Source organism: Aliarcobacter sp., assembly GCF_041672065.1.
In the GTDB taxonomy this organism is placed as follows: domain Bacteria; phylum Campylobacterota; class Campylobacteria; order Campylobacterales; family Arcobacteraceae; genus Aliarcobacter; species Aliarcobacter skirrowii.
Map to the genome: position 1 here is coordinate 38125 of NZ_JBAZAH010000003.1, position 24142 is coordinate 62266.

Here is a 24142-nt window from a genome sequence, read left to right on the forward strand (position 1 = left end):
TAAATTGTTTTACTGGTTTTATAGACACCTTGAGATTAATATCTTCCAATATATTTCAATTCGTGCAGGAATAAGTTTTTTTGTAGCTTTTGTTTTAACTATGTATTTATTGCCAAAATTTATAAAATGGGCAAAGAGTAAAAATGCTTCTCAGCCAATTTATGATTTAGCACCAGAAACTCATAAACAAAAAGCAGGAACTCCAACTATGGGTGGAGTGGTTTTTATATTTTCTGCAATAATTGCAACAATTTTAACAGCAAAATTAAATAATTTTTATGTTTTTGGAGGACTTTTAACACTAGCTTTATTTTCACTAATTGGAATTAGAGATGATTATAAGAAAATTACTAAAGCAAACAATAGCGAAGGCTTGAGTGCTAAAATGAAACTAGTTTTACAATTTTTAAGTGCAGCTATAGTTGTAAGTTTAATATTCTATTTTGGACATACAAGTGATTTGTACATACCATTTTATAAATATCCACTATTTGAAATGGGAGTTTTTGCAATTGTTTTTTGGATGTTTATAATAGTTGGCTCATCAAATGCTGTAAATCTTACAGATGGACTTGATGGCTTAGCAACTGTTCCATCAATTTTAGCATTTACAACTCTATCAATTTTGGTATATACAGTAGGGCATATAGTTTTTTCAAACTATTTACTGCTTCCAAGTATATCTCAGGCTGGAGAGTTGGCAATTTTAGGAGCCGCAATTGTTGGATCATTGATTGGATTTTTATGGTTTAATGCTTATCCAGCTGAAGTTTTTATGGGTGATAGCGGATCTCTTCCTTTGGGAGCTTTAATGGGATTTTTTGCAATAGTTTCAAAATCTGAAATTTTGCTTTTAGCTATTGGTTTTATTTTTGTATTGGAAACTGTTTCTGTTATGCTTCAAGTAGGTTCTTATAAATTAAGACATAAAAGAGTTTTTCTTATGGCACCAATACATCATCACTTTGAGCAAAAAGGTTGGAAAGAGAATAAGATTATTGTTCGTTTTTGGATAATATCTTTTATGGCTAATTTAATTGCACTATTAAGTTTAAAGATTAGATAAATGAAAAAATTTAGAATATTAGGTAAAGGTAAAACAGCATTAGCTTTAAAAAATAGATTTCCAGAATCACAAATTTATGATGATAGCGATTTTGATATATATGATAAAGAGTCAGATACTCTTACAGTTGTAAGTCCTGGAATTCCACCACATAATAAACTGGTACAGGCTTCTAAAAATATAATTAGTGATTATGATCTGTTTTATGATGATATGCCTTTTTCAATTTGGATTAGTGGAACAAATGGTAAAACAACTACTACTCAAATGTGTCAATATATATTACAAAAACATAACTCTGTTTGTGGTGGAAATATTGGAGTTCCATTAAGTAAACTAGATAAATCTAAAAAAATATGGATACTTGAAACTTCATCATTTACGCTTCACTATACACAAAAAGCAAAACCAAATATATATATACTTTTACCAATAAGTGAAGATCATATTACTTGGCATGGAACTTATGAAGAGTATAAAAAGGCAAAATTAAAACCACTTGAACTTATGTTTGAGAATGATATTGTAATTTTACCAAGAGAGTTTGAAAACATTAAAACAAAAGCACATACTATTTATTATAGCTGTAGTGATGATTTATGTGAAGAGTTTAAAATAGATAAATCTAAAATCAATTTTAATGAACCATTTTTAATAGATTCAATAATGGCTCTATCAACAAGTAAAATACTATTTGATGAAGTAGATTACGATTTAATAAATAGTTTTAAAATCGATAAACACAAAGTTGAAGAGTTTAAAGATAAAAAAAATAGAGTATGGATAGATGATAGTAAAGCAACAAATGTTGATGCAACAATAAATGCTTTAGTTCCTTTTCAAAATAGAAATATACATATAATTTTGGGTGGAGATGATAAGGGTGCAAATCTTTCCCCTCTATTTGAAAATATAAAACATTTTGATATTGTAGTTTATGCAATAGGTAGTAATACAAAAAAAATAGTAGATTTTTGCAAAGAAAATAGTATAAAAGTATTTGAATGCCTATATTTAGAAATAGCAGTTCAAAAGATAGATAAAAATATGAAAGATGATAGTATTGCTATTTTATCGCCAGCAGCTGCATCTTTAGATCAGTTTAAGTCATATGCACAAAGAGGTGAAATATTCAAAGAATTTGTAAAAAATTTAAGTTAATATTAATATATTAGGTAGTATAATCTCACTCCAATTTCAGTGGTTCGATAGCTCAGTCGGTAGAGCAAAGGATTGAAAATCCTTGTGTCGACAGTTCGATTCTGTCTCGAACCACCATTTTATGGATGCTGGTGTAGCTCAGTTGGCTAGAGCAGCTGATTTGTAATCAGCAGGTCGGGGGTTCGACTCCCTTCACCAGCTCCATTTTTGTCGTGCGTAAGTTTTCAAAAACAGCGCTTGACCAGAGCAATAATTTTTATAAGGTGAGGTTGGAGAGTGGTCAAATCCTGCGGACTGTAAATCCGCCGCCTACGGCTTCGAAGGTTCAAATCCTTCTCTCACCACCACGTTTAATGTTGCGGGAGTAGCTCAGTTGGCTAGAGCTTCTGCCTTCCAAGCAGACTGTCGCGAGTTCGAGTCTCGTCTCCCGCTCCATTTTTATTGATTACTGGGAGCTGAGTTATATTTGCACATATATTTATAACTCATTAATATATTTAATCCCATTAATTTAGTTTTTAGTATTTACAGTATATAATACTTGGCACATTTTGTGCAAATCCCCTCTGAATAGAGAAGCCAAAAGGCTTATCTACTCAGAGGGCAATAAGCAATAAAATAATTTTAGAAGAGGAACAACACTATGGCAAAAGAAAAGTTTTCAAGAAATAAGCCGCACGTAAACATTGGTACAATCGGACACGTTGACCACGGTAAAACTACTACAACTGCTGCAATTTCAGCTGTATTAGCTTTAAAATATGGTGGAGAGATGAGAGATTATGATCAAATCGATAACGCTCCAGAAGAGAGAGAAAGAGGAATTACTATTGCTACTTCTCATATTGAGTATGAAACTGATAAAAGACACTATGCTCACGTAGATTGTCCAGGTCACGCGGATTATGTTAAAAACATGATTACAGGTGCTGCTCAAATGGATGGAGCTATCTTAGTTATCGCTTCAACAGATGGACCAATGGCTCAAACAAGAGAGCACATCCTTCTTTCAAAACAAGTTGGGGTTCCATATATTGTTGTATTCTTAAACAAAGAAGATCAATTAGATCCAGCTGATAAAGATGAGATGTTAGAGTTAGTTGAAATGGAAATTAGAGAATTACTTTCTACTTATGATTTCCCAGGTGATGATACTCCAATCGTTGCTGGTTCTGCATTCCAAGCTTTAGAAGAAGCTAAAAAAGGTACAGTTGGACCATGGGGAGAAAAAATTGTTGCATTAATGAATGCAGTTGATGAGTATATCCCAACTCCTGAAAGAGATACTGATAAACCTTTCTTAATGCCAGTTGAGGATGTATTCTCAATTTCTGGAAGAGGAACTGTTGTTACTGGAAGAATTGAACTAGGAACAATTAAAGTTGGTGAAGAGATCGAAATCGTAGGATTTGGAGACACTAGAAAAACTACTGTTACTGGTGTTGAGATGTTTAGAAAAGAGATGGATCAAGGTCAAGCGGGTGATAACTGTGGTATTCTTTTAAGAGGAATCAAAAAAGAAGAGGTTGAAAGAGGACAAGTTCTTTGTAAGCCAGGAACAATTAAACCACATACATCATTTAAATGTGAAGTTTATATTCTTTCAAAAGAAGAGGGTGGAAGACATACTCCATTCTTTAGTGGATATAGACCACAATTCTATGTTAGAACAACAGACGTTACAGGTTCTTGTACTTTAATGGAAGGTACTGAAATGGTTATGCCAGGTGATAACGTAGAGATGACTGTTGAATTAGTTGCTCCAATTGCTCTTGAAAAAGGAACAAAGTTTGCTATTAGAGAAGGTGGAAGAACTGTTGGTGCTGGAGTTGTTTCAGAAATCATTAAATAAGGATTCTTTATGGCAGCAATAAGAATTAAAATAGGATTAAAATGCCAAGAGAGTGGAGATATTAACTACACTACTTGGAAAAATCCAAAAACTCATACTGAAAAGTTTGAAGTTAAAAAATATTGTCCAAGATTAAAAAAACACACTATTCATAAAGAAGTGAAGTTAAAATCTTAGTCATTAAAGCTTGAGAGAAATCTCAAGCTTTTTACATAGGTCAGTAGCTCCAATGGTAGAGCATCGGATTCCAAATCCGAGTGATGGGGGTTCGAGTCCCTCCTGGCCTGCCACTTTTGATTTTTTAAAGAGAGTTCTTCTCTTTTTAGAGAGTTAAAGATAAATTATATAAAGAGGAAGTCTATTTTGAGTAAAGCTAGTAACTATTTTAACAGTGTAAAAGCTGAATTATCTAAAGTAATATTTCCAATTAAAGAGCAGATAAGAACTGCTTATATTTCAGTATTTATTGTTGTTACAGTAATAGCCTTGTTTCTAGCTTTAATTGATGGTGCTATGTCTCTTGGTTTATCAATGATAATTAACTAAGGAAGAAAAATATGGCACATAAATGGTATGCAATACAAACTTATTCAGGTAGTGAGTTATCTGTGAAAAAAGCTATTTTAAAGTTAAAAGATGAAATGGCTGATGATAGAATTTTAGAAGTTTTAGTTCCAACGGAAGATTTAATTGAAGTAAAAAAAGGTAAAAAAGTAATTATTGAAAGACCACTTTATCCAGCTTATGCTTTCGCTAAAATTGATTTAGATACAGCATTATGGCATAGAATCCAATCAATGCCAAAAGTTGGAAGATTTATTGGAGAGTCAAAAAAACCAACAGCTTTAAGTGATAAAGATATAAATCTTATATTAGAAAAAGCTAAAAATAAAGCAGCAGCTAAACCTAAAATCTCTTTTGATGAGGGTGAAATGGTTAGAATAAATGAAGGACCTTTTGCTAACTTTAATGGTATAGTTGAAGATTTTGATTTAGTTTCAGGTATATTAAAATTAAATGTATCTATTTTTGGAAGAAATACTCCTGTTGAAATCTCTTATACTCAAGTAGAGAGAATCGTATAATTATATATTTTAGGCATTAGGCAAAGAAACTAGCTTCTTTTAGAGTTTTTTTGCCTAATGTCTAATCATTGAGCATTAAAAATTTAATAAAGGAATAGCATGGCTAAGAAAATTCAAGGTTATTTAAAACTACAAATACCTGCGGGTGCAGCAAATCCATCACCTCCAGTTGGACCAGCTCTTGGACAAAGAGGTGTTAATATTATGGAATTCTGTAAAGCATTTAACGAAAAAACAAAAGATAAAGCTGGTTATAGATTACCAGTTGTTCTTACAATTTATACAGATAAAAGCTTTACATTTGAAGTAAAACAACCTCCAATGACAGAGTTAATTAAAAAAATATCTGGTGTAAAAAAAGGTAGCGATAATCCACTTAAAAATAAAGTTGGAAAACTATCAAAAGCACAAGTTATGGAAATTGTTGATATGAAAATTAAAGATTTAAATACTGACGATAAAGAAGTAGCTGCAAAAATAGTTGCTGGAAGTGCTAGATCAATAGGAATTGATGTAGAGTTATAAAAAACTAGTCTAACCACAAGACTTAAAAAAAGTGGAAGCAAAAAATTTAACATTGCGGAGTAAATATGGCAAAAGTTTCAAAAAGATATAAAGCATTAGCTTCTAAAGTTGAAGAGAGAAAATACTCTTTAGAAGAAGCTTGTAATTTAGTAAAAGATTTAAAATCTGCTAAATTTGATGAGAGTGTTGAAATTGCACTAAATTTAAATGTTGATCCAAGACATGCAGATCAAATGATTAGAGGAGCTGTTGTTCTTCCAAATGGTACTGGTAAAACTGTTAGAGTTGCTGTTTTTGCAAAAGGTGCAAAAATGGATGAAGCTAAAGCTGCTGGTGCTGATATTGTAGGAAATGATGATTTAGCAGAAGCTATTCAAGCTGGAAATATTAATTTCGATGTTTTAGTTGCAACTCCTGATTGTATGGGAATTGTAGGAAAAGTTGGAAGAATTCTTGGACCAAAAGGTTTAATGCCAAATCCAAAAACAGGAACTGTAACTATGGATGTTACAAAAGCTGTTAATGATGCAAAAGGTGGTCAAGTAACTTATAGAGTTGATAAAAAAGGTAATATGCAAGCTGCTATTGGAAAAGTTTCATTCTCAGCACAAGCTATAAAAGAGAATGCTGAAGCTTTCATTGGAGCTATTAATAGAGCAAAACCTTCAACTGCAAAAGGAAGATATATTTCTAATGCAGCTATTAGTTTAACTATGAGTCCATCAGTTATTTTAGATAATATGGAATTATTAGAAATTAGATAAGGTTCTCCTTATCTTTTTTGCATTCAAAAGTGTTGAATTGGTTCAATATTTTTGAGTGTTCAAAGCACTGAAATAAAACTGAAGACAGCTGGTAAAAAGACTCCTCGTCTTTTTGTAAGTCCCGCCTAGGATGATGTTTTGAAAGGAGGAAATATAATGACTAGAAATAAAAAATCAGAGATTATTGATTTCTTAGCTGCTGAGTTCAAAAACTCTTTGGCTGTTGTAGTTTGCGACTATAAAGGTCTTACTCATAAAGAACTAGAAGTTCTAAGAAAAGATGCTAAAGCAAATAATACAAAAGTTCAAGTTGTAAAAAACAGTTTAGTAACTAAAGCTGTAAAAGCAGCAGAACTTGGTGATGTTGATTTAAATGGAACAAATATCTATTTATGGTCAGAAGATCAAATTTCAGCTTGTAAAGTAGCTGATAAGTTTGCATCTTCTACAAAAGATAAATTCTCAATTAAATCTGGTATCATCGAAGGTGAAATCTGTGATGCTTCTAGAGTTAATGCGTTTGCTAAATTACCATCAAGAGAAGAGCTTCTTGGAATGCTTGCATCTGTATGGATGGGACCAGTTAGAAACTTTACTATTGGTCTTGATGCTCTTAGAAGAAAAAAAGAAGAAGAGGCGGCTTAATTATATAAGCAATAATAATATATAAAATAAGAAATTAAAAAGGAAAAATTATGGCAATTTCTAAAGAAGATGTTTTAGAATTTATCTCTGGTTTATCAGTTCTTGAACTATCAGAGTTAGTAAAAGAGTTTGAAGAAAAATTTGGTGTATCTGCACAACCTGTTGCAGTTGCTGGTGGAGCAGTTGCTGCTGTTGAAGCTGCTGAAGAAAAAACTGAGTTTGACGTAATTATCGTTGATTCAGGAGATAAAAAAATCAATGTTATTAAAGAAATCAGAGCAATTACTGGTCTTGGATTAAAAGAGGCTAAAGATGCTGCTGAGCAAACTCCTTCAACAATTAAAGAAGGAATCTCTAAAGCTGACGCTGAAGCAATTAAAGCTCAGTTAGAAGCTGCTGGAGCTAAAGTAGAAGTTAAATAATTTAACTTTTTATATCGTTATATAGGGATTCTATCCCTATATATAGTACCGCATCTTTGAGGGCTAAGGTTAAAATTTATAAGAATTTTAACCTTATCCTTTATGGATGCTTTTGTGCTTTATAGAATAAAGCAAACAAACCAAATTTTATAACAAGGTGTCAAATGTTAAACTCTTTAAAATCTGGTAATAGACTCAGAGTAGATTTTGCGAAAAACCCACAAAAAATCGAAATTCCTAACTTATTACAACTACAACAAAATTCGTATGAATCTTTTTTAATGGTAAATAAAAAAGATAGATCATCAGCTGGTATTGAAAAAGTATTTAAAACAATATTTCCTATTCATGATGCTCAAAATAGACTAACTTTAGACTATTTAGGAAGTGAAGTTGGAAAACCAAGATATGATGTAAGAGAGACAATGATTAGAGGTCTTACATACTCAATTCCTTTAAAAATTAATGTTAGATTAACTCTTTGGGATATTGATGAGAAAACTGGTGAAAAAATTGGTGTTAAAGATATAAAAGAGCAATCTTTATATGTAAGAGAGATTCCTCTAATGACAGATAGAACATCATTTATTGTAAATGGTGTTGAAAGAGTTGTTGTAAATCAATTACACAGATCTCCAGGTGTTATTTTCAAAGAAGATGAATCAAATACAACTGAGAGCAAACTTCTATATACAGGTCAAATTATTCCAGATAGAGGTTCATGGTTATATTTTGAATATGATGCAAAAGATATATTATATGTAAGAATTAATAAAAGAAGAAAAGTTCCAATTACAATTCTATTTAGAGCATTAGGTTATTCAAAAGAGGATATCGTAAAACTATTTTATCCAATAATTAATATTAAAATTAAAAATAATAAATTTTTAACAGAGTTCAACCCTGATGATTTTATGGGAAGAATTGATTATGATATTAAAGATGATAAAGGTAATTTAGTTATTGCTGCTGGAAAAAGATTAACAACTAGAAAAGCTAAAGCTCTAATTGAAGGTGGATTAAAATTAATTGAGTATCCACTTGAGCTTTTAATGGATAGACATACGGCTAGTACAATTTATGATCCAGAATCAGGAGAGGTTTTATTTGATGCTTTAACAAATCTTGATGAATTAAAACTTAAAAAACTTCTTGATTTGAAATTTGATTCATTTGAAATTGCAAATGATTTATCAAGTAGTGCTGATGCATCTATTATTAATGCATTTAAAGCAGATGCAGAGTCTTTAAAACTTCTAAAACAGACAGAGCAAATTGATGATGAAAATGATTTAGCTGCTATTAGAATTTATAAAGTTATGAGACCAGGTGAACCTGTAACTAAAGAAGCTGCAAAAGAGTTTATAAAAAAACTATTCTTTGATCCAGAAAGATACGACTTAACAAAAGTTGGAAGAATGAAGATGAATCATAAATTAGGTGTAAATGTTCCAGAATATGTTACAACACTTACTTATGAAGATGTTATTAAAACTGTTCAATATTTAGTAAAAGTTAAAGCTGGTTATGGACATATTGATGATAGAGATCACTTAGGAAATAGAAGAATTAGAGCTATTGGTGAGTTATTAGCAAATGAGTTACACGCTGGACTTATCAAAATGCAAAAGACAATTAGAGATAAAATGACAACTCTAAGTGGAACTTTAGAAGATATTATGCCACATGATTTAATCAACTCAAAAATGATTACATCAACAATTACTGAGTTCTTTACAAGTGGGCAACTTTCACAATTTATGGACCAAACAAATCCACTATCTGAAGTTACTCACAAAAGAAGATTATCAGCTCTTGGAGAGGGTGGTTTAGTAAAAGAGAGAGCAGGATTTGAAGTAAGAGATGTTCACCCAACTCACTATGGAAGAATCTGTCCAGTTGAAACTCCTGAGGGACAAAATATTGGACTTATCAATACTTTATCAACTTTCTCTAAAGTTAATGATTTAGGATTTATTGAAGCTCCATACAAAAAAGTTGTTGATGGTGTAGTTTCAAATGAGATTACTTATTATACAGCAACTCAAGAAGAGGGTCTTGTAATTGCTCCAGGATCAACTAAAGTTGATGAAAATGGAAAAATTGTTGAGCCATTAATTGAAGTTAGATTAAATGGTGAAATTATTTTAATGGAGAGAAATAAAGTTGATTTAATTGATATCTCTTCACAAATGGTTATGGGTGTTGCAGCTTCACTTATTCCATTCTTAGAACACAACGATGCCAATAGAGCACTTATGGGTTCAAATATGATGAGACAAGCAGTTCCTTTAATTAATCCAACAGCTCCAATCGTTGGAACAGGACTTGAAAAAACTGTTGCAAGAGATGCTTGGGAAGCAATAAAAGCTTTAAGAGGTGGAGTTGTTGAAAAAGCTGACTCTAAAAATATATATATTAGTGGTGAAGATGAAAATGGTGCATTTATTGACCATTATGAAGTAAATAAAAATGTTAAAACAAATAATAACACATCTTTTGGTCAAAGAGTTGCTATAAAAGAGGGTGATGTTATTGAAGCTGGACAAGTAATTGCTGATGGTCCTTCAATGGATAAAGGTGAACTTGCAGTTGGAATTAATGCTATGGTTGCGTTTATGCCATGGAATGGATACAACTATGAGGATGCTATTATTTTAAGTGAAAGATTAATTAAAAAAGATGCATTTACTTCAGTTCATATCTATGAAAAAGAGATTGATTGTAGAGAGTTAAAACATGGTAATGAAGAGATTACTAGAGATTTACCAGGTGTTAAAGAGGAGTCAATTACTCATTTAGATGCTTCTGGAATTGTTAAAGTTGGAACTTATGTAACTCCTGGAATGATTTTAGTTGGAAAAGTAACTCCAAAAGGTGAAATTAAACCAACTCCTGAAGAGAGACTTTTAAGAGCTATTTTTGGTGATAAAGCAGGACATGTTATAAATAAATCTTTATATTGTCCAACATCGATGGAAGGTACAGTTGTTGATGTTAAAGTATTCACTAAAAAAGGTTATGAGAAGTGTGAAAGAGCTAAAGCTGAAATTGAATTAGAGAAAAATGAACTAAATCAAAAACACCTTGATAAACTTTTAATGCTTGATAGAGAAGAGGCTTTAAAAATTAATAATCTATTATCAAAAGCTAAACTTGAAAAAGAGTTAGAACTTGATGGTGTTACATATAAAAAAGGTGATACATTAACACTTGATGTTTTGGTAAGTGTAAATAGATTTGCTATGAAAAAAGTTGTTTCTTCATATAGCAAAGATATTGAAAAAACTTATAATGATATTAAAGAGCACTTTATTAAACAAAAAGCAGAGTTAAGAAAAGAGCATGAAGAGAAACTTGATATTCTTGAGCATGATGATATTTTATCAAGTGGTGTAATTAAACAAGTTAAAGTTTATATTGCAACAAAAAGAAAGATAAAAGTTGGGGATAAAATGGCTGGACGACATGGAAACAAAGGTATTGTTTCTAATATCGTTCCAAGAGTTGATATGCCATATTTAGAAGATGGAACAACAGTTGATATTATTTTAAATCCACTTGGGGTTCCTTCAAGGATGAATATTGGACAAATTATGGAGGTTCACTTAGGACTTGTAGGTAGAAGACTTGGAAAACAGATCCAACAAATCTATGATGCAAAAAAAGGTGAATATATTTCAGATTTAAGAGCAAAAATGATTGAGATTGCAGGAGTTGCAAAACTTATGAATGCTAAATCATTTATTGAAAAATTAAGTGATGATGAACTATTAAATTATGCTAGAGATTGGTCAAAAGGTGTTAAATTTGCAACACAAATTTTTGATGGTGTTGAAGCTTATGACTTTGAGAAACTGTTTGAAATGGCAAAAATAGATAGTGATGGTAAGTGTATCTTATATGATGGAAAAACTGGTGAAAAGATGAAAGAGAGAGTAAATGTTGGGTATATGTATATGCTAAAACTTCACCACTTAGTTGATGAGAAAGTTCACGCAAGAAGTACAGGTCCATACTCACTAGTAACACAGCAACCAGTTGGAGGAAAAGCTCTATTTGGAGGACAAAGATTTGGAGAGATGGAGGTTTGGGCATTAGAAGCTTATGGTGCAACAAATGTACTAAAAGAGATGCTTACAACTAAATCAGATGACGTTGAAGGAAGAACAAGAGCATATAGAGCTATTGCAAATGGTGAAAATGTTCCAGCTTCTGGTGTTCCTGAAACATTCTTTGTTTTAACAAAAGAGTTAAAAGCTTTAGCTTTAGACGTAGAGATTTTTGAAGAGGTAGAAAACGATGAGTAATAATGAAAAAGTGTTATCACCAATAGATATAAAAGAGTTAGAAAGACCACAAGATTTTTCTGCTTTTCAATTAAAGTTAGCAAGTCCAGAGAAAATTCTATCTTGGTCTTGTGGAGAGGTTAAAAAACCTGAAACTATTAACTATAGAACACTAAAACCAGAGAGAGATGGACTGTTTTGTGCAAAAATCTTTGGACCTGTAAAAGATTATGAGTGTCTATGTGGTAAATATAAAAAGATGAGATACAAAGGTGTTGTTTGTGAAAAATGTGGAGTTGAAGTAACTTCATCAAAAGTTAGAAGACACAGAATGGGACATATTGAATTAGTATCTCCTGTTGCTCATATTTGGATGGTATCATCTCTTCCTTCAAGAATTGGAACACTTTTAGGTGTTAAATTAAAAGATTTAGAAAGAGTTCTATATTATGAAGCATACATTGTAAATAGTGCTGGTGAAGCATTTTACGATGGTGAAAGAACTAAAAAAATTGAAAAATATGATATTTTAAATGAAGAGCAATATAGAACTGTTGCAGATCTATTTGAACATACTGGTTTTGAAGCAAAAATGGGTGGAGAGATTATTAGAGATCTTTTAGCTGAGCTTGATCTGTTTGAGCTATTAACTTTATTAAAAGATGAGATGCAAACAACTAAATCAGATGCAAAAAGAAAAACAATAATCAAAAGATTAAAAGTTGTTGAAAACTTTATAAATAGTGGAAATAGACCTGAGTGGATGATGCTTACAATGCTTCCAGTTTTACCACCAGATTTAAGACCACTTGTTTCACTTGATGGTGGAAAATTTGCTGTTTCAGACGTTAATGACCTTTATAGAAGAGTAATTAATAGAAATAACAGATTAAAAAGATTAACAGAACTTGATGCTCCTGAAATTATTATTAGAAATGAAAAAAGAATGCTTCAAGAAGCTGTTGATGCTTTATTTGATAATGGTAAAACAGCAAATGCTGTTAAAGGTGCAAATAAAAGACCTTTAAAATCTTTAAGTGAGATTATCAAAGGAAAACAAGGACGATTCAGACAAAACTTACTTGGAAAAAGGGTTGACTTCTCAGGAAGATCTGTTATTGTTGTTGGACCAAATTTAAATATGGATCAATGTGGTATTCCAAAGAAAATGGCTTTAGAGTTATTTAAACCACATTTAATGGCAAAATTAGAGGAAAAAGGTTACGCAACAACTTTAAAAGCTGCAAAAAGATTAATTGAATCTGAAACAAATGAAGTTTGGGAATGTTTAAATGAGATAGTTGATGAATATCCAATTTTATTAAATAGAGCTCCAACGCTTCATAAATTATCTATTCAAGCTTTCCACCCTGTTTTAATTGATGGAAAAGCTATTAGATTACATCCGCTTGTTTGTGCTGCATTTAATGCTGACTTCGATGGGGATCAAATGGCTGTTCACGTACCACTTTCTCAAGAGGCGGTTGCTGAAGCTAAGATTTTAATGATGAGCTCAATGAATATTTTATTACCAGCAAGTGGTAGAGCAATTGCAGTTCCATCTCAAGATATGATTTTAGGTATATATTATCTATCATTAGAGAAAGAGGGTGTAAAAGGTTCTCATAAGCTATTTACTGATGTAAATGAGGTAAAAATTGCATTAGATATGAATCAAATTGATTTACATGCAAAAATTAGAACAAAAATTGATGGAAAAATTGTAAAAACAACAGTTGGAAGATTAATAATTCACGAAATTCTACCATCTTTTGTTCCAATGAGTTTATGGAATAAAGTTTTAAAGAAAAAAGATATCGGTGCATTAGTAGATTATATCTATAAAGAGGCTGGTTATGAAGTAACTCCAAGATTCTTAGATAACTTAAAAAATCTAGGATTTAAATATGCAACTACTGCTGGTATTTCAATATCAATTGATGATATTATTGTTCCAGATAGTAAAGTTTCTCATATTACAAAATCTAAAAAAGATGTTATTGAGGTACAAAAACAGTTCTCTCAAGGTCTATTAACTGAGCAAGAGAGATATAATAAAACTATTGATATCTGGACTGAAGCTAATAATAAACTTGGACTTGAGATGATGGATTTAGTTAAAGCAGATAAAGATGGGTTTAACTCTATTTATATGATGGCAGATTCAGGAGCAAGAGGTAGTGCAACTCAAATTAGACAGCTTTCAGGTATGAGGGGTCTTATGGCTAAACCTGATGGAAGTATTATTGAAACACCAATTATCTCTAACTTTAAAGAGGGTCTTAACGTTCTTGAGTATTTTATCTCTACTCACGGAGCTAGAAAAGGACTTGCGGATACAGCTTTAAAAACAGCAAATGCTGGATATTTAACAAGAAAGCTTATTGACGTTTCTCAAAATGTAAGAATTACAGAAGAGGATTGCGGAACTCATGAAGGTATTGAAATTACTGATATTACATCTGGAAATGAGTTAATCGAGTCTTTAGATGAGAGAATTACAGGAAGAGTTATTGCTGAAGATATTATTGATCCAATCTCTAATGAGATTTTATTTAATGAAGGAACTTTAATAACTGAAGAGTTTGCAAAAATAGTAAAAGAGTCTGAGGTTAAATCTGTAATTATTAGAACTCCGCTTACTTGTAAAACAGAAAATGGACTTTGTTCAAAATGTTATGGACTAAATCTTGGTGAGCAAAGAAAAGCAAAACCAGGTGAAGCTGTTGGAGTTGTTGCTGCTCAATCAATTGGAGAGCCAGGAACTCAGCTAACACTTAGAACTTTCCACGTTGGAGGAACAGCAAGTGCTACTCAAACTGAAAGAGAGTTAAAAGCTGATAAAGAAGGTTTCATTAGATACTACAATATCAAAAAATATGAAACAAAAGATGGAAAAACTATTGTTGCAAATAGAAGAAATGCTGGAATTTTATTAGTTGAACCAAAAATTAATGCACCATTTAAAGGCAAAGTTACAGTTGAAACAGTTCATGATGAGATTGTATTAACAATATCAAATGGTAAAGATAAAAAAGAGTATTTCTTAAGAAAAAGTGATGTTGCAAAAGTAAATGAGCTTGCAGGAATTTCTGGAAAAATTGAAGGAAAACTTTATATTCCTCATGCAAATGGTCAAGAAGTAGATAATAACGACTCTATAGTTGAAATTATTAAAGATGGATGGAATGTACCAAATAGAATCCCATTTGCAGCTGAATTAAAAGTTGAAGATGGAGCACCAATTACATCTAAAGTTGTTTCAGCAGCTAAAGGTATTGTTAAATATTATAAATTAATAGGTGATTATTTAGAGAGAAGACATGATATTAAATCTGGTGATAAAGTTGTAGAAAAAGGTCTTTTTGCAGTAGTTGCAGATAAAGAAGATAGAGAAGCTGCAAGATACTATATCTCAAGAGGTTCATCAATAATTTTAAATGATAATAGTGAAGTTGAAAAAGGTACTCAAATTTCTTCACCAACAGTTTCTGAACAAACTGTAATTGCAGAGTGGGATCCATATGCTAACCCAATTATTGCTGAAGAGTCTGGAGTTGTAACTTTTGAAGATATTATTCCAGGTGTTACTGTTTCAGAACAATTTGATGAGTTAACAGGAACATCTAAGCTAGTTGTTAATGAGTATATTCCAAGTGGATATAAACCAACAGTATTATTAGCAACAGCTTCAGGTGATATTATTAGATATGTACTAGAGTCAAAAGCATCTTTAAATATTCAAGAGGGAAGCAAAGTAGAGGTTGCAGATATTATTGCTAAAACTCCAAAGGCTACACAAAAATCAAAAGATATTACTGGAGGTCTTCCAAGAGTATCTGAGTTATTTGAAGCAAGACGACCAAAAAGTATAGCTGTATTAGCTTCATTTGATGGAACTGTAAGTTTTGGAAAACCACTAAGAAATAAACAAAGATTAATAATCTCTGATATTATGGGTGGACAAACAGAGTACTTAATTGAAAAAGGAAAACAAATCCTTGTTCATGAAGGTGAATTTGTACACGCTGGTGAAGCATTAACAGATGGTCAAGTATCGCCTCATGATGTATTAAGAATTATGGGTGAAAAAGCACTTCATTACTTTATTGTATCTGAAGTACAACAAGTTTATAGATCTCAAGGGGTTAATATTGCAGATAAACATATTGAGGTAATTTTATCTCAAATGTTAAGACAAGTATCAATTCTTGATGGTGGAGATACTAAATTTATTGTTGGTGATATGATCTCTAAAAAGAGATTTAAAATTGAGAATGAAAAAATTGTAAGAATGGGTGGAAGACCAGCTATTGCTGAGCCTTTATTGCTTGGTATTACAAGAGCTGCTGTTACAAGTGATAGTATCATTTCAGCTGCATCATTCCAAGAGACAACAAAAGTATTAACAGAAGCTGCAATTAGTGCAAAAATGGATATGCTTGAAGATCTTAAAGAGAATGTTGTAATAGGAAGAACAATTCCTGTTGGAACAGGTCTATATAAAGATCAAAAAGTAAAATTTACAGAAGTTGAGTAAGGAATAGGGCTTTGCCCTATTTTTTTAAATGACAATTTTTTATCTATTTATCTTTTTTATTGCAATTGAACTTTTTGAAACAAATTGGCAAAAAGCACCAACATTATATGGAATATTAGAGAATAATTTCAAAGTTTACCAAAAAAATATTTTCTTATATTTTATACTTCATCCATCATTTTTTTACTCAATTTATTTAGCTATTACTCTTAATAATTTTGGATTTTGGATGAGTTTTATTGTTATTTTAAAATTTGTTGATATATCATTTAAGTTATCGATTATGAAAAAACTATCTAAAAATTATGAACTAAGTAGTATAATTCCATTTGATGCAAATATAACTATGATTTTTCGATATTTAAATCTATTTATCTATCCATCATCTTTTTTATTAGCAACAAGTAATTTCTAAAAAATTTTAAAAAAGGAAAAAAATGCAATATTTAATAATAGCATATGATTATGATGATGCTTATGAAAGAAGAGTTAAAGTTAGAGATGAACATGTTAAGATGGCAAAAGAGTTTATGGAAAAAGGTAACATAATAACTGCTGGTGCATTAATTGAAAATGACAAAATGGTTGGTTCAACACTTTTTGTTGAGTTTGAAAATGATGATGAGTTGGAAGCTTGGCTTGAAAATGATCCTTATGTTATTGGAAATGTTTGGGATTATGAAAATATTCAGATAGTTCCTGTAAGGTTACTTCCAAAAAATTAATGTGATTTTTATATCACATTAATTTAATTACTCTTCTATTTCTACTCTATTTCTTCCATTATTTTTGGCTTTATACATAGCTTTATCAGCTCTTGCTAAAATTGATTGCATTGAATCACTTTTGTTGAATTTTGTTACTCCAAAACTACAACTTATATTTTTTATATCATCAAATTCTAGCTTATTTATAAGAATTCTTAGTTTTTCAGATGCCTCAAAAGCTTGTTTTAGATTAGTTGAAGGGTATATAATAAAAAACTCTTCTCCTCCCCATCTACATGCAAGATCAGTTGATCTGATTGTATTTTTTACAACATCAGCAATTTTTTTAAGAACCATATCACCAGCTAAATGTCCATATGTATCATTGATAATTTTAAAATTATCAACATCAAATAGTACAATAGAAAACTCTTGATTTTCATATCTAGTTGCTCTAGAAATCTCATATTTTAATTTTTGTTCAAATTTTGCACGATTATATAAAGATGTTAAATTATCAGTAGATGCAAGTTGTTCAAGCTGTGTAGTTTTTGATTGTAATTTTGAATTTATTGATGACAGATGCACTGTTTTATCTCTTAGAAAATCTGCCCATTTTGAATAAACTCTTGCTAGTAACTCTTTTTGAGTTATTTGACCTATAACATTACCAGCAAAATCTTCAATAATTAAACGCTTAAATTTTTGTTGTTGTATAAATTCTAAAGCTTGAGAGACTGTTGTAGTATGTTTTACTTTTACTAAAGGAGATCTCATATAGTTTGATACAGGTAGATTTAAATCTTTAGATTCTCCAAAAAGTTTAATAATATCTTTAGTAGTTAATATTCCAACACTGTTGCTCTTATCAAAAATAATTACACAATCATAAATAGTATCATCCATTAGTTCAATAACATCTTTTGTTAAATCATTAATATCTGCTTTTTTTACAAATGAACTAAGTAGCATATCGCTTAAAGTCTGTTTTTCAAGCATTAATTGTGGATCAACACTTGAAATAATGTCATGATAAGATACAAATCCACAAAGTTTGTCATCGTCATCTACAAGACAAAGAGAGTTTCCATTAAATCCAATCTCTTCAATAGCGTCTGGTATTGAAGTTTTATAGTGAGTTGAGAAAATTTTATCATATTTTATATCTTTTAATTTTGTGTTGAAATCTATATTATCAGATTTTAAACGAATTAAATCATTTGCTTTTATGATTCCAAAACCTTTTTTTGTATTTGATAAAATAATAATCTCTCTATGATTCTCTTTATACATTAAAGCTATAGCGTCATTAATACTTTGTGTATCATAAACAGTAGTAACCGCTTTAGTAGCAATATCGATTAACTTTGGAAGATATTTCATTTTAACCTTTTTTAATATAATAATTTCTTGTAAATAAATATTAAATTCTACAAAAATAACTTTAGAACAATGTTAATAAAAATTAAATTGTAAGTTAAAAAATATTTACAATGCTTCTATCAAAAATTCGATCTAACTTATCTGGATTTATTGAATCGTTTGATTCAATTTTACTATTAAATAGCTCAATAGTCTTTTTGCTATTAGCCATAAATGTAGCCTTATCTTTTTTACTTAAACCTTCAACTTTAGGTTTTCTTAATGTCTTCATGGGATCAACAGCAACACCATTTTTATATAATCCAAGATGCAAATGAGGACCTGTGCTAACTCCAGTTGATCCAACATAAGCAATTAAAGTACCTTTTTTAACTGTTCTTCCAACAACAGCATTTGAAGCAAATTTATTTAAATGTGCATATAAAGTTCTATATCCATCAGCATGGCTAATAATTACTGTTTTACCATAACCACCTCTATTTCCAACAAAAGTAACTCTTCCATCAGCGGCAGCATAAACATTTCTTCCAATAGGAGCTGCAAAATCAGTTCCAAGATGTGCTCTATATCTTTTTAATACAGGATGATATCTTTTATTTGAAAAGTGACTTGAAATTCTTGAGTAGTTTAAAGGAATTTGAAATGGATAAGTTTTTGTATAAGATATACCTTTTTCATCGTAATATTTTTCATCTTTTTCATTCTTAAACCTATAATTTGGTTTTCCATTTATTTGAACCATTACAGATTTTATATTTGGAAGACCAAGAAGTTTTCCTAAATAGACTTTTTGTGAGTATTCAACAACAACATAATCACCTTTTTTCATCTTTCTAAAATCAACAGGGCTATGCTTAAACAGGTTTGTTATTAGTGCAGGAATTGCAATATCTCCTGTTGCTTTTTGTAAATCACTTGATAAAGATTCGTTTATTTGAACAGCTAATAACTCATTTTTTTCAGTGTAAGCAATTGGCAAAGTTTGGAATTTAAAGTTATCATCATCTTTATATATATGAATTTGAATATCAGAAGATATTGGAATTAAAACTTGTTCAAACTCTTTATCTTTATTGGTATATAAGTAGTATCTAGTATTTGATTGAATCTCACTACAAAGCTCTTTGTCTTCTCTTTCTAAATTGTAAAAAAGAGTTAAAGGAATATTTTGTTTCTCTAAAAAGTTTAAAAATGTATCACCTCTTGGCCAAAGTAACTCTTCCACTTGAGATGCAAAAAGTGAGTTAAAAAGTAATAAAAATATAATAAGTTTTTTTTTAAGCATATAATAGACTCTTCTTTTATCAAAAAATTAGGACAAGTATTATACAATCCCGATACTTAAATTTACGGAGATACTATTGAATAAAATTTTATTATTTATTTTTTTATCACTAAACCTTTTTGCAAAAGATTATTTTACTATTTATAAAAATGAGGGGATAAAAAGTGTTGAAAATGAGTTGAAATTAGAGTTTAGACAAAAAGAGTCTTGGCTTAAATATTTACAAAATCATGATACTAGATTTGGTTATTATGAGACAAAAAAATTTATTATTGTTGCTGATAAAAATGATAAAACTATGGCTTTATATAAAAAAGAGGATAAAAATTTTATCAAAATTTCAAGCGATAGTATGATAATTGGTGAAAATCTTGGTGATAAACTATTAGAAGGTGACAAAAAAACACCAGAAGGATCTTATGAGCTTATACAAAGAAGAACTTCTCTACCAGCTTTTTATGGACCCCTTGCACTTGTAACTCAATATCCTGATACATTTGACAAAAGTTTAAATAAAACAGGTCATGGAATTTGGATTCATGGAATGCCTTTAAATGGCGATAGAGAGCTTTATACAGAGGGTTGCTTAGCTATTTCAAACGATAGATTAGAGTTATTAGATAAAAATATTGATTATAAAAACACTATTTTAATTACAAGTAGTAAAGCAGTTCCTGAAGTTCCTAAAGAGGAGCTAGCAATAGTTTTAAGTACAATTTTTAAATGGAAAGATGCTTGGAAGGATTCTGATATAGAGACTTATTTATCATTTTATTCAAAAGATTTTAAAAGAGCTGATAGAAGTGATTTTTCAACTTTTTCAAACCAAAAAAGAAGAATATTTGCTAAAAATGAAGAGAAAGTAATTAATCTTTTTAATATAGATATCTCACCATATCCAAACTCTTTGGGTAAAAATATGTATAAAATTTTAATGGATGAGGAGTATTTTAGTCCATCTGTTAGATTTATTGGTAAAAAAGAGCTTTATATAGAGCTTATAAACGGAAAAGTTGAGATTTTATCAGAGGATTAAAAACTATTTTAATACTACTTTAGATATAATCGCCTTTAAATTTGTAAAAATTAAGGCGAAAAATGCAAAAAAAAGAGATGAATATTGAAGAGATAGCTTTAGCACACTCTTTAACAAAAGATGAGTTTGAAAATATAAAAAAAATATTAGGAAGAGAGCCAAACTATGTTGAAATTGGTATCTTCTCTGCAATGTGGAGCGAGCACTGCTCTTATAAATCAAGTAAAAAATATTTAAGTGGATTTCCAACAAAAGCACCATGGGTTATTCAAGGACCTGGTGAAAATGCTGGAGTAATAGATATTGGTGATGGATACGCTGCTGTATTTAAAATGGAATCTCACAATCATCCAAGCTTTATTGAGCCTTATCAAGGAGCTGCAACTGGAGTTGGTGGTATTTTAAGAGATGTATTTACAATGGGTGCAAGACCAGTTGCAAGTATGAACTCAATTAGATTTGCTTCAATTGAAGGAAATAGTGAAACTGCAAAAAAACATAGATACCTTTTAAAAGGTGTTGTTGCTGGAATTGGTGGATATGGAAACTGTATGGGAGTTCCAACTATTGGTGGAGAGACAAGTTTTGAAGAGTGTTATGCTGGAAATAATCTAGTAAATGCATTTACTTTAGGTCTTGCAAAAACTGATGAGATTTTTTATGGACGAGCTGAGGGAATTGGAAATCCAGTTATTTATGTTGGAAGTAAAACAGGAAGAGATGGTCTTGGTGGTGCTGTTATGTCAAGTGCCTCTTTTACAGAAGATAGTGAAAGCAAAAAACCAACTGTTCAAGTTGGAGATCCATTTACTGAAAAGCTGCTTTTAGAGGCTTGTTTAGAACTATTTAAAGCTGATTTAATTGTTGGTATTCAAGATATGGGAGCTGCTGGGCTTACATCATCTTCATTTGAGATGGCTGGAAGAAGTGGTAGTGGAATGATTATGCACTTAGATAAAGTTCCTGCACGAGAAGAGGGTATGACTCCTTATGATTTTATGCTTTCAGAGTCTCAAGAAAGAATGCTTATTTGTGCTAAAAAAGGTTGTGAGCAACAAATAATTGATATTTTCCAAAAATGGGAGCTAGATGTTGCTGTTATTGGAGAAGTTACAAATACTGGAAACATGGAACTATTTTGGCATGGTGAAAAAGTAGCTGATATTCCAGTTCAACCAGTATCAGAAGAGGCACCAGTTTTAGATAGACCTGTAAGTGAACCTGAGTATTTAAAAACTATTGCAAATGTGAATATGGATAAACAAATTTCAAATCAAATTGCTTTTGATGAGTTGTTTAGTGATATGGAAGTTGTAGATAAATCTTGGATTTACTCTCAATTTGACTCAATGGTTCAAACAAATACTATAAAAGGCCCAGGAAGTTTGGATGGTTCTACAATTAGAATCAAAGAAACTGGAAAAGCTTTATCTATGAGTGCTGATTGTAACACAAGATTTTGTTATATAAATCCACAATTAGGAGCAGCAGCTGCTGTTATGGAGAGTGGTAGAAATGTTGCTATGACTGGTGCTGTTCCAAAAGCTATTACAGATTGTCTAAATTTTGGAAATCCTCAAAATCCAGAGGTTATGTGGCAATTTAAAGAGAGTTGTGAAGGTATTAAAAATGCTTGTAGAGCATTAAACACTCCTGTTATTGGTGGAAATGTATCTTTATACAATGAAACAAATGGAGTTAGTGTTTTCCCAACACCATCAATTGCTATGGTTGGAGTAAATGAAGATGCGCAAAATGTACTTCCTTCAAAACTTCAAGAAAGTGGAAATGTATTATATCTTTTAGGTGATACTTATAGTGAATTTGGTGGAAGTTTATATCTAAAAAAACTTTATGGAAAAGTTGCTGGAGTTCATCCAAAAGTTGATTTTGAAAAAGAGTTAGCTTTATGGAATACAGTAATTGAAGCAAACAGAGCAAAACTTTTAAAAAGTGCTAAAGATGTAAATCTTGGTGGAGTTGCTATATCTTTAGCAAAAATGGCAGTTGTAGGAAATATTGGAGTTGAAGCTAATATATCTTTAAATGATTCTAAAGATATTTTTAGTGAATCATTAAGTAGAGCAATAGTTGAAGTAAATCCAAAAAATTGTGAAGAGTTTGAAAAATTAGCTTCTAAAAACAGAGTTTCTTATGTAGCTATTGGAAAAACAGGAACAGATAAATTTATTATAAATGATATTTACAAAAATATTAGTGATTTAAGTAAAATCTATTTTAATAGATTCAAAGAAGTTATAGAGCAAGATCAATAAAAAGATTAGTTCTAAAAAAGCCAAACCTAAAATAGGTTTGGCTTTTTTTATTTAAATTAGATTAGAAGAAGGAGTATTATGAGAGCATTAATTAGTGTAAGTGATAAAAGTGGTGTTGTAAATTTTGCAAAAGAGCTTGTAAAACTTGGATATGAGATTATTTCAACAGGTGGAACATATAATAAGCTAAAAGAAGAGGGAATAGCTGTAATTGAAGCAAATGAGGTTACAAAATTTCCAGAGTGTTTTGAAGGTAGAGTAAAAACTTTAAATCCATATATTCATGGTGGAATTTTACATAGACGAGATAAACAATCTCATCTTGATCAGGCACGTGAGTTAGGGGTTGAAGGTATTGATTTAGTTTGTGTAAATCTATATCCATTTAAAGCAACAATAGAAAAAACTACTAATTTTGAAGAGATTATTGAAAATATTGATATTGGTGGACCAGCAATGGTTAGAAGTGCTGCTAAAAACTTTGATAGTGTAATTATTGTAACAGATGTTGCTGATTATGATTTAGTACTAAATAATCTTAAAAACAATACAAATACATACGAGTTTAGAAGAGATTTAATGATAAAAGCTTATGAGCACACAGCTTCTTATGACTCTATGATTGCAAACTATATGAATAAGAGATTTAACAATGGTTTTGGAGCAAAACAGTTTATTGTTGGATCTAAAGTATTTGATACAAGATATGGAGAGAATCCTCATCAAAAAGGTGCTTTATATGAGTTTGAATCTCAATTTTCAAATAAATTCAAAGTAATCAAAGGAGAGCCAAGTTTTAATAATATGGGTGATATTAGTGGAGCTGCTAGAATTGCTGCATCTTTTGGAACAGATAATGCTGTTTGTATAGTTAAGCATGGAAATCCATGTGGATTTGCTATAAAAGATACACTATTAAACTCTTATGTTGAAGCTTTAAAATGCGACCCAGTTAGTGCATTTGGTGGAGTTGTTGCTGTAAATGGAGTAGTTGATAAAGAGTTAGCAGAAAAAATGAATGAAATTTTCCTTGAAGTTGTTTTTGCAGCAGATTTCACTGCAGATGCTGTTGAAGTTTTTGAAACTAAAAAAAGAATCAAACTATT

At 30.6% G+C, this 24142-nt stretch carries 19 protein-coding genes and 5 tRNA genes; 22 read left to right on the forward strand and 2 right to left on the reverse strand.

The window, feature by feature from the left end; translation table 11 throughout:
• Positions 1 to 4 precede the first annotated feature (4 nt).
• The 19 genes from mraY (at position 5) to WC168_RS01060 (ending at position 17074) form a co-directional block, all read left to right on the forward strand.
• Complete coding sequence (gene mraY / locus WC168_RS00970; RefSeq protein ID WP_109065214.1) at positions 5 to 1066, forward strand: phospho-N-acetylmuramoyl-pentapeptide-transferase; 1062 nt, start codon at positions 5 to 7, stop codon at positions 1064 to 1066.
• The gene (murD, locus tag WC168_RS00975; protein WP_066352326.1) at positions 1067 to 2227 is read left to right on the forward strand and encodes a UDP-N-acetylmuramoyl-L-alanine--D-glutamate ligase; all 1161 of its coding nucleotides are present in this window, start codon (positions 1067 to 1069) and stop codon (positions 2225 to 2227) included. It abuts the gene before it with no gap.
• 41 nt (positions 2228 to 2268) lie between these two features.
• Positions 2269 to 2344 (forward strand) — tRNA-Phe (locus WC168_RS00980).
• Positions 2345 to 2354: 10 nt separating this feature from the next.
• Positions 2355 to 2431: transfer RNA gene (locus WC168_RS00985), tRNA-Thr, on the forward strand.
• A gap of 58 nt (positions 2432 to 2489) precedes the next feature.
• Positions 2490 to 2574: transfer RNA gene (locus WC168_RS00990), tRNA-Tyr, on the forward strand.
• 11 nt (positions 2575 to 2585) lie between these two features.
• A tRNA-Gly gene (locus tag WC168_RS00995) sits at positions 2586 to 2662 on the forward strand.
• Between the two features lie 208 nt (positions 2663 to 2870).
• Positions 2871 to 4079: an elongation factor Tu gene (gene tuf / locus WC168_RS01000; protein WP_066159187.1), complete on the forward strand. Its 1209-nt coding sequence runs from the start codon at positions 2871 to 2873 to the stop codon at positions 4077 to 4079.
• Between the two features lie 18 nt (positions 4080 to 4097).
• A complete protein-coding gene (rpmG, locus tag WC168_RS01005; RefSeq protein ID WP_066159193.1) occupies positions 4098 to 4256 on the forward strand; it encodes a 50S ribosomal protein L33 in 159 nt (52 codons plus the stop codon).
• Between the two features lie 37 nt (positions 4257 to 4293).
• A tRNA-Trp gene (locus WC168_RS01010) sits at positions 4294 to 4369 on the forward strand.
• A 73-nt stretch (positions 4370 to 4442) separates the two neighbouring features.
• Positions 4443 to 4625 (forward strand): preprotein translocase subunit SecE, encoded by a 183-nt coding sequence (gene secE / locus WC168_RS01015; protein ID WP_066159185.1) that lies wholly within the window; start codon positions 4443 to 4445, stop codon positions 4623 to 4625.
• An 11-nt stretch (positions 4626 to 4636) separates the two neighbouring features.
• Positions 4637 to 5164, forward strand: a complete 528-nt coding sequence (gene nusG / locus WC168_RS01020; RefSeq protein ID WP_066159183.1) for a transcription termination/antitermination protein NusG — start codon at positions 4637 to 4639, stop codon at positions 5162 to 5164.
• Between the two features lie 99 nt (positions 5165 to 5263).
• Entirely contained in the window at positions 5264 to 5689 is a 426-nt protein-coding gene (gene rplK, locus WC168_RS01025; protein ID WP_066159180.1) for a 50S ribosomal protein L11, read from the forward strand.
• A 65-nt stretch (positions 5690 to 5754) separates the two neighbouring features.
• A complete protein-coding gene (rplA, locus tag WC168_RS01030) occupies positions 5755 to 6453 on the forward strand; it encodes a 50S ribosomal protein L1 (protein WP_066159177.1) in 699 nt (232 codons plus the stop codon).
• A 156-nt stretch (positions 6454 to 6609) separates the two neighbouring features.
• On the forward strand, positions 6610 to 7098 hold the full coding sequence (gene rplJ, locus WC168_RS01035; RefSeq protein ID WP_066159189.1) for a 50S ribosomal protein L10: 489 nt from the start codon (positions 6610 to 6612) through the stop codon (positions 7096 to 7098).
• 50 nt (positions 7099 to 7148) lie between these two features.
• Positions 7149 to 7520: a 50S ribosomal protein L7/L12 gene (gene rplL, locus WC168_RS01040; RefSeq protein ID WP_066159173.1), complete on the forward strand. Its 372-nt coding sequence runs from the start codon at positions 7149 to 7151 to the stop codon at positions 7518 to 7520.
• A gap of 164 nt (positions 7521 to 7684) precedes the next feature.
• A complete protein-coding gene (rpoB, locus tag WC168_RS01045; RefSeq protein WP_372617036.1) occupies positions 7685 to 11830 on the forward strand; it encodes a DNA-directed RNA polymerase subunit beta in 4146 nt (1381 codons plus the stop codon).
• Positions 11823 to 16349 (forward strand): DNA-directed RNA polymerase subunit beta', encoded by a 4527-nt coding sequence (gene rpoC / locus WC168_RS01050; RefSeq protein ID WP_372617038.1) that lies wholly within the window; start codon positions 11823 to 11825, stop codon positions 16347 to 16349. Before rpoB ends, rpoC begins: the two co-directional genes overlap by 8 nt.
• Before the next feature lie 28 nt (positions 16350 to 16377).
• Positions 16378 to 16764, forward strand: coding sequence for a hypothetical protein (locus tag WC168_RS01055; RefSeq protein ID WP_066159164.1), 387 nt, complete (start codon positions 16378 to 16380; stop codon positions 16762 to 16764).
• A gap of 22 nt (positions 16765 to 16786) precedes the next feature.
• On the forward strand, positions 16787 to 17074 hold the full coding sequence (locus WC168_RS01060) for a YciI family protein (protein WP_066159161.1): 288 nt from the start codon (positions 16787 to 16789) through the stop codon (positions 17072 to 17074).
• Between the two features lie 27 nt (positions 17075 to 17101).
• On the opposite strand, the gene WC168_RS01065 is transcribed toward WC168_RS01060, so the two are convergent.
• Complete coding sequence (locus WC168_RS01065; RefSeq protein WP_066356153.1) at positions 17102 to 18439, reverse strand: diguanylate cyclase; 1338 nt, start codon at positions 18437 to 18439, stop codon at positions 17102 to 17104.
• Between the two features lie 94 nt (positions 18440 to 18533).
• On the reverse strand, positions 18534 to 19724 hold the full coding sequence (locus WC168_RS01070; protein ID WP_066159157.1) for a peptidoglycan DD-metalloendopeptidase family protein: 1191 nt from the start codon (positions 19722 to 19724) through the stop codon (positions 18534 to 18536).
• A gap of 76 nt (positions 19725 to 19800) precedes the next feature.
• Between WC168_RS01070 and WC168_RS01075 the strand changes: the two genes are divergently transcribed.
• The 3 genes from WC168_RS01075 to purH all read left to right on the forward strand — a co-directional run.
• Entirely contained in the window at positions 19801 to 20760 is a 960-nt protein-coding gene (locus tag WC168_RS01075) for a L,D-transpeptidase family protein (protein WP_319086972.1), read from the forward strand.
• Positions 20761 to 20822: 62 nt separating this feature from the next.
• Positions 20823 to 23036 carry a phosphoribosylformylglycinamidine synthase subunit PurL gene (purL, locus tag WC168_RS01080; RefSeq protein WP_372617041.1) on the forward strand — a complete coding sequence of 738 codons (2214 nt, stop codon included), beginning with the start codon at positions 20823 to 20825 and terminating at the stop codon, positions 23034 to 23036.
• A 78-nt stretch (positions 23037 to 23114) separates the two neighbouring features.
• The coding region (gene purH, locus WC168_RS01085) for a bifunctional phosphoribosylaminoimidazolecarboxamide formyltransferase/IMP cyclohydrolase (RefSeq protein ID WP_372617043.1) at positions 23115 to 24142 on the forward strand (1028 nt) is incomplete at its 3' end.

Coding starts and splice junctions, on each gene's coding strand:
- rpoC (WP_372617038.1), top strand. CDS start 11,823: ATGAGTAATAATGAAAAAGTGTTATCACCAATAGATATAAAAGAGTTA.
- WC168_RS01060 (WP_066159161.1), top strand. CDS start 16,787: ATGCAATATTTAATAATAGCATATGATTATGATGATGCTTATGAAAGA.
- rplJ (WP_066159189.1), top strand. CDS start 6,610: ATGACTAGAAATAAAAAATCAGAGATTATTGATTTCTTAGCTGCTGAG.
- WC168_RS01055 (WP_066159164.1), top strand. CDS start 16,378: ATGACAATTTTTTATCTATTTATCTTTTTTATTGCAATTGAACTTTTT.
- rplL (WP_066159173.1), top strand. CDS start 7,149: ATGGCAATTTCTAAAGAAGATGTTTTAGAATTTATCTCTGGTTTATCA.
- tuf (WP_066159187.1), top strand. CDS start 2,871: ATGGCAAAAGAAAAGTTTTCAAGAAATAAGCCGCACGTAAACATTGGT.
- WC168_RS01065 (WP_066356153.1), bottom strand. CDS start 18,439: ATGAAATATCTTCCAAAGTTAATCGATATTGCTACTAAAGCGGTTACT.
- murD (WP_066352326.1), top strand. CDS start 1,067: ATGAAAAAATTTAGAATATTAGGTAAAGGTAAAACAGCATTAGCTTTA.
- rplK (WP_066159180.1), top strand. CDS start 5,264: ATGGCTAAGAAAATTCAAGGTTATTTAAAACTACAAATACCTGCGGGT.
- purL (WP_372617041.1), top strand. CDS start 20,823: ATGCAAAAAAAAGAGATGAATATTGAAGAGATAGCTTTAGCACACTCT.
- nusG (WP_066159183.1), top strand. CDS start 4,637: ATGGCACATAAATGGTATGCAATACAAACTTATTCAGGTAGTGAGTTA.
- rpoB (WP_372617036.1), top strand. CDS start 7,685: ATGTTAAACTCTTTAAAATCTGGTAATAGACTCAGAGTAGATTTTGCG.
- rplA (WP_066159177.1), top strand. CDS start 5,755: ATGGCAAAAGTTTCAAAAAGATATAAAGCATTAGCTTCTAAAGTTGAA.
- WC168_RS01070 (WP_066159157.1), bottom strand. CDS start 19,724: ATGCTTAAAAAAAAACTTATTATATTTTTATTACTTTTTAACTCACTT.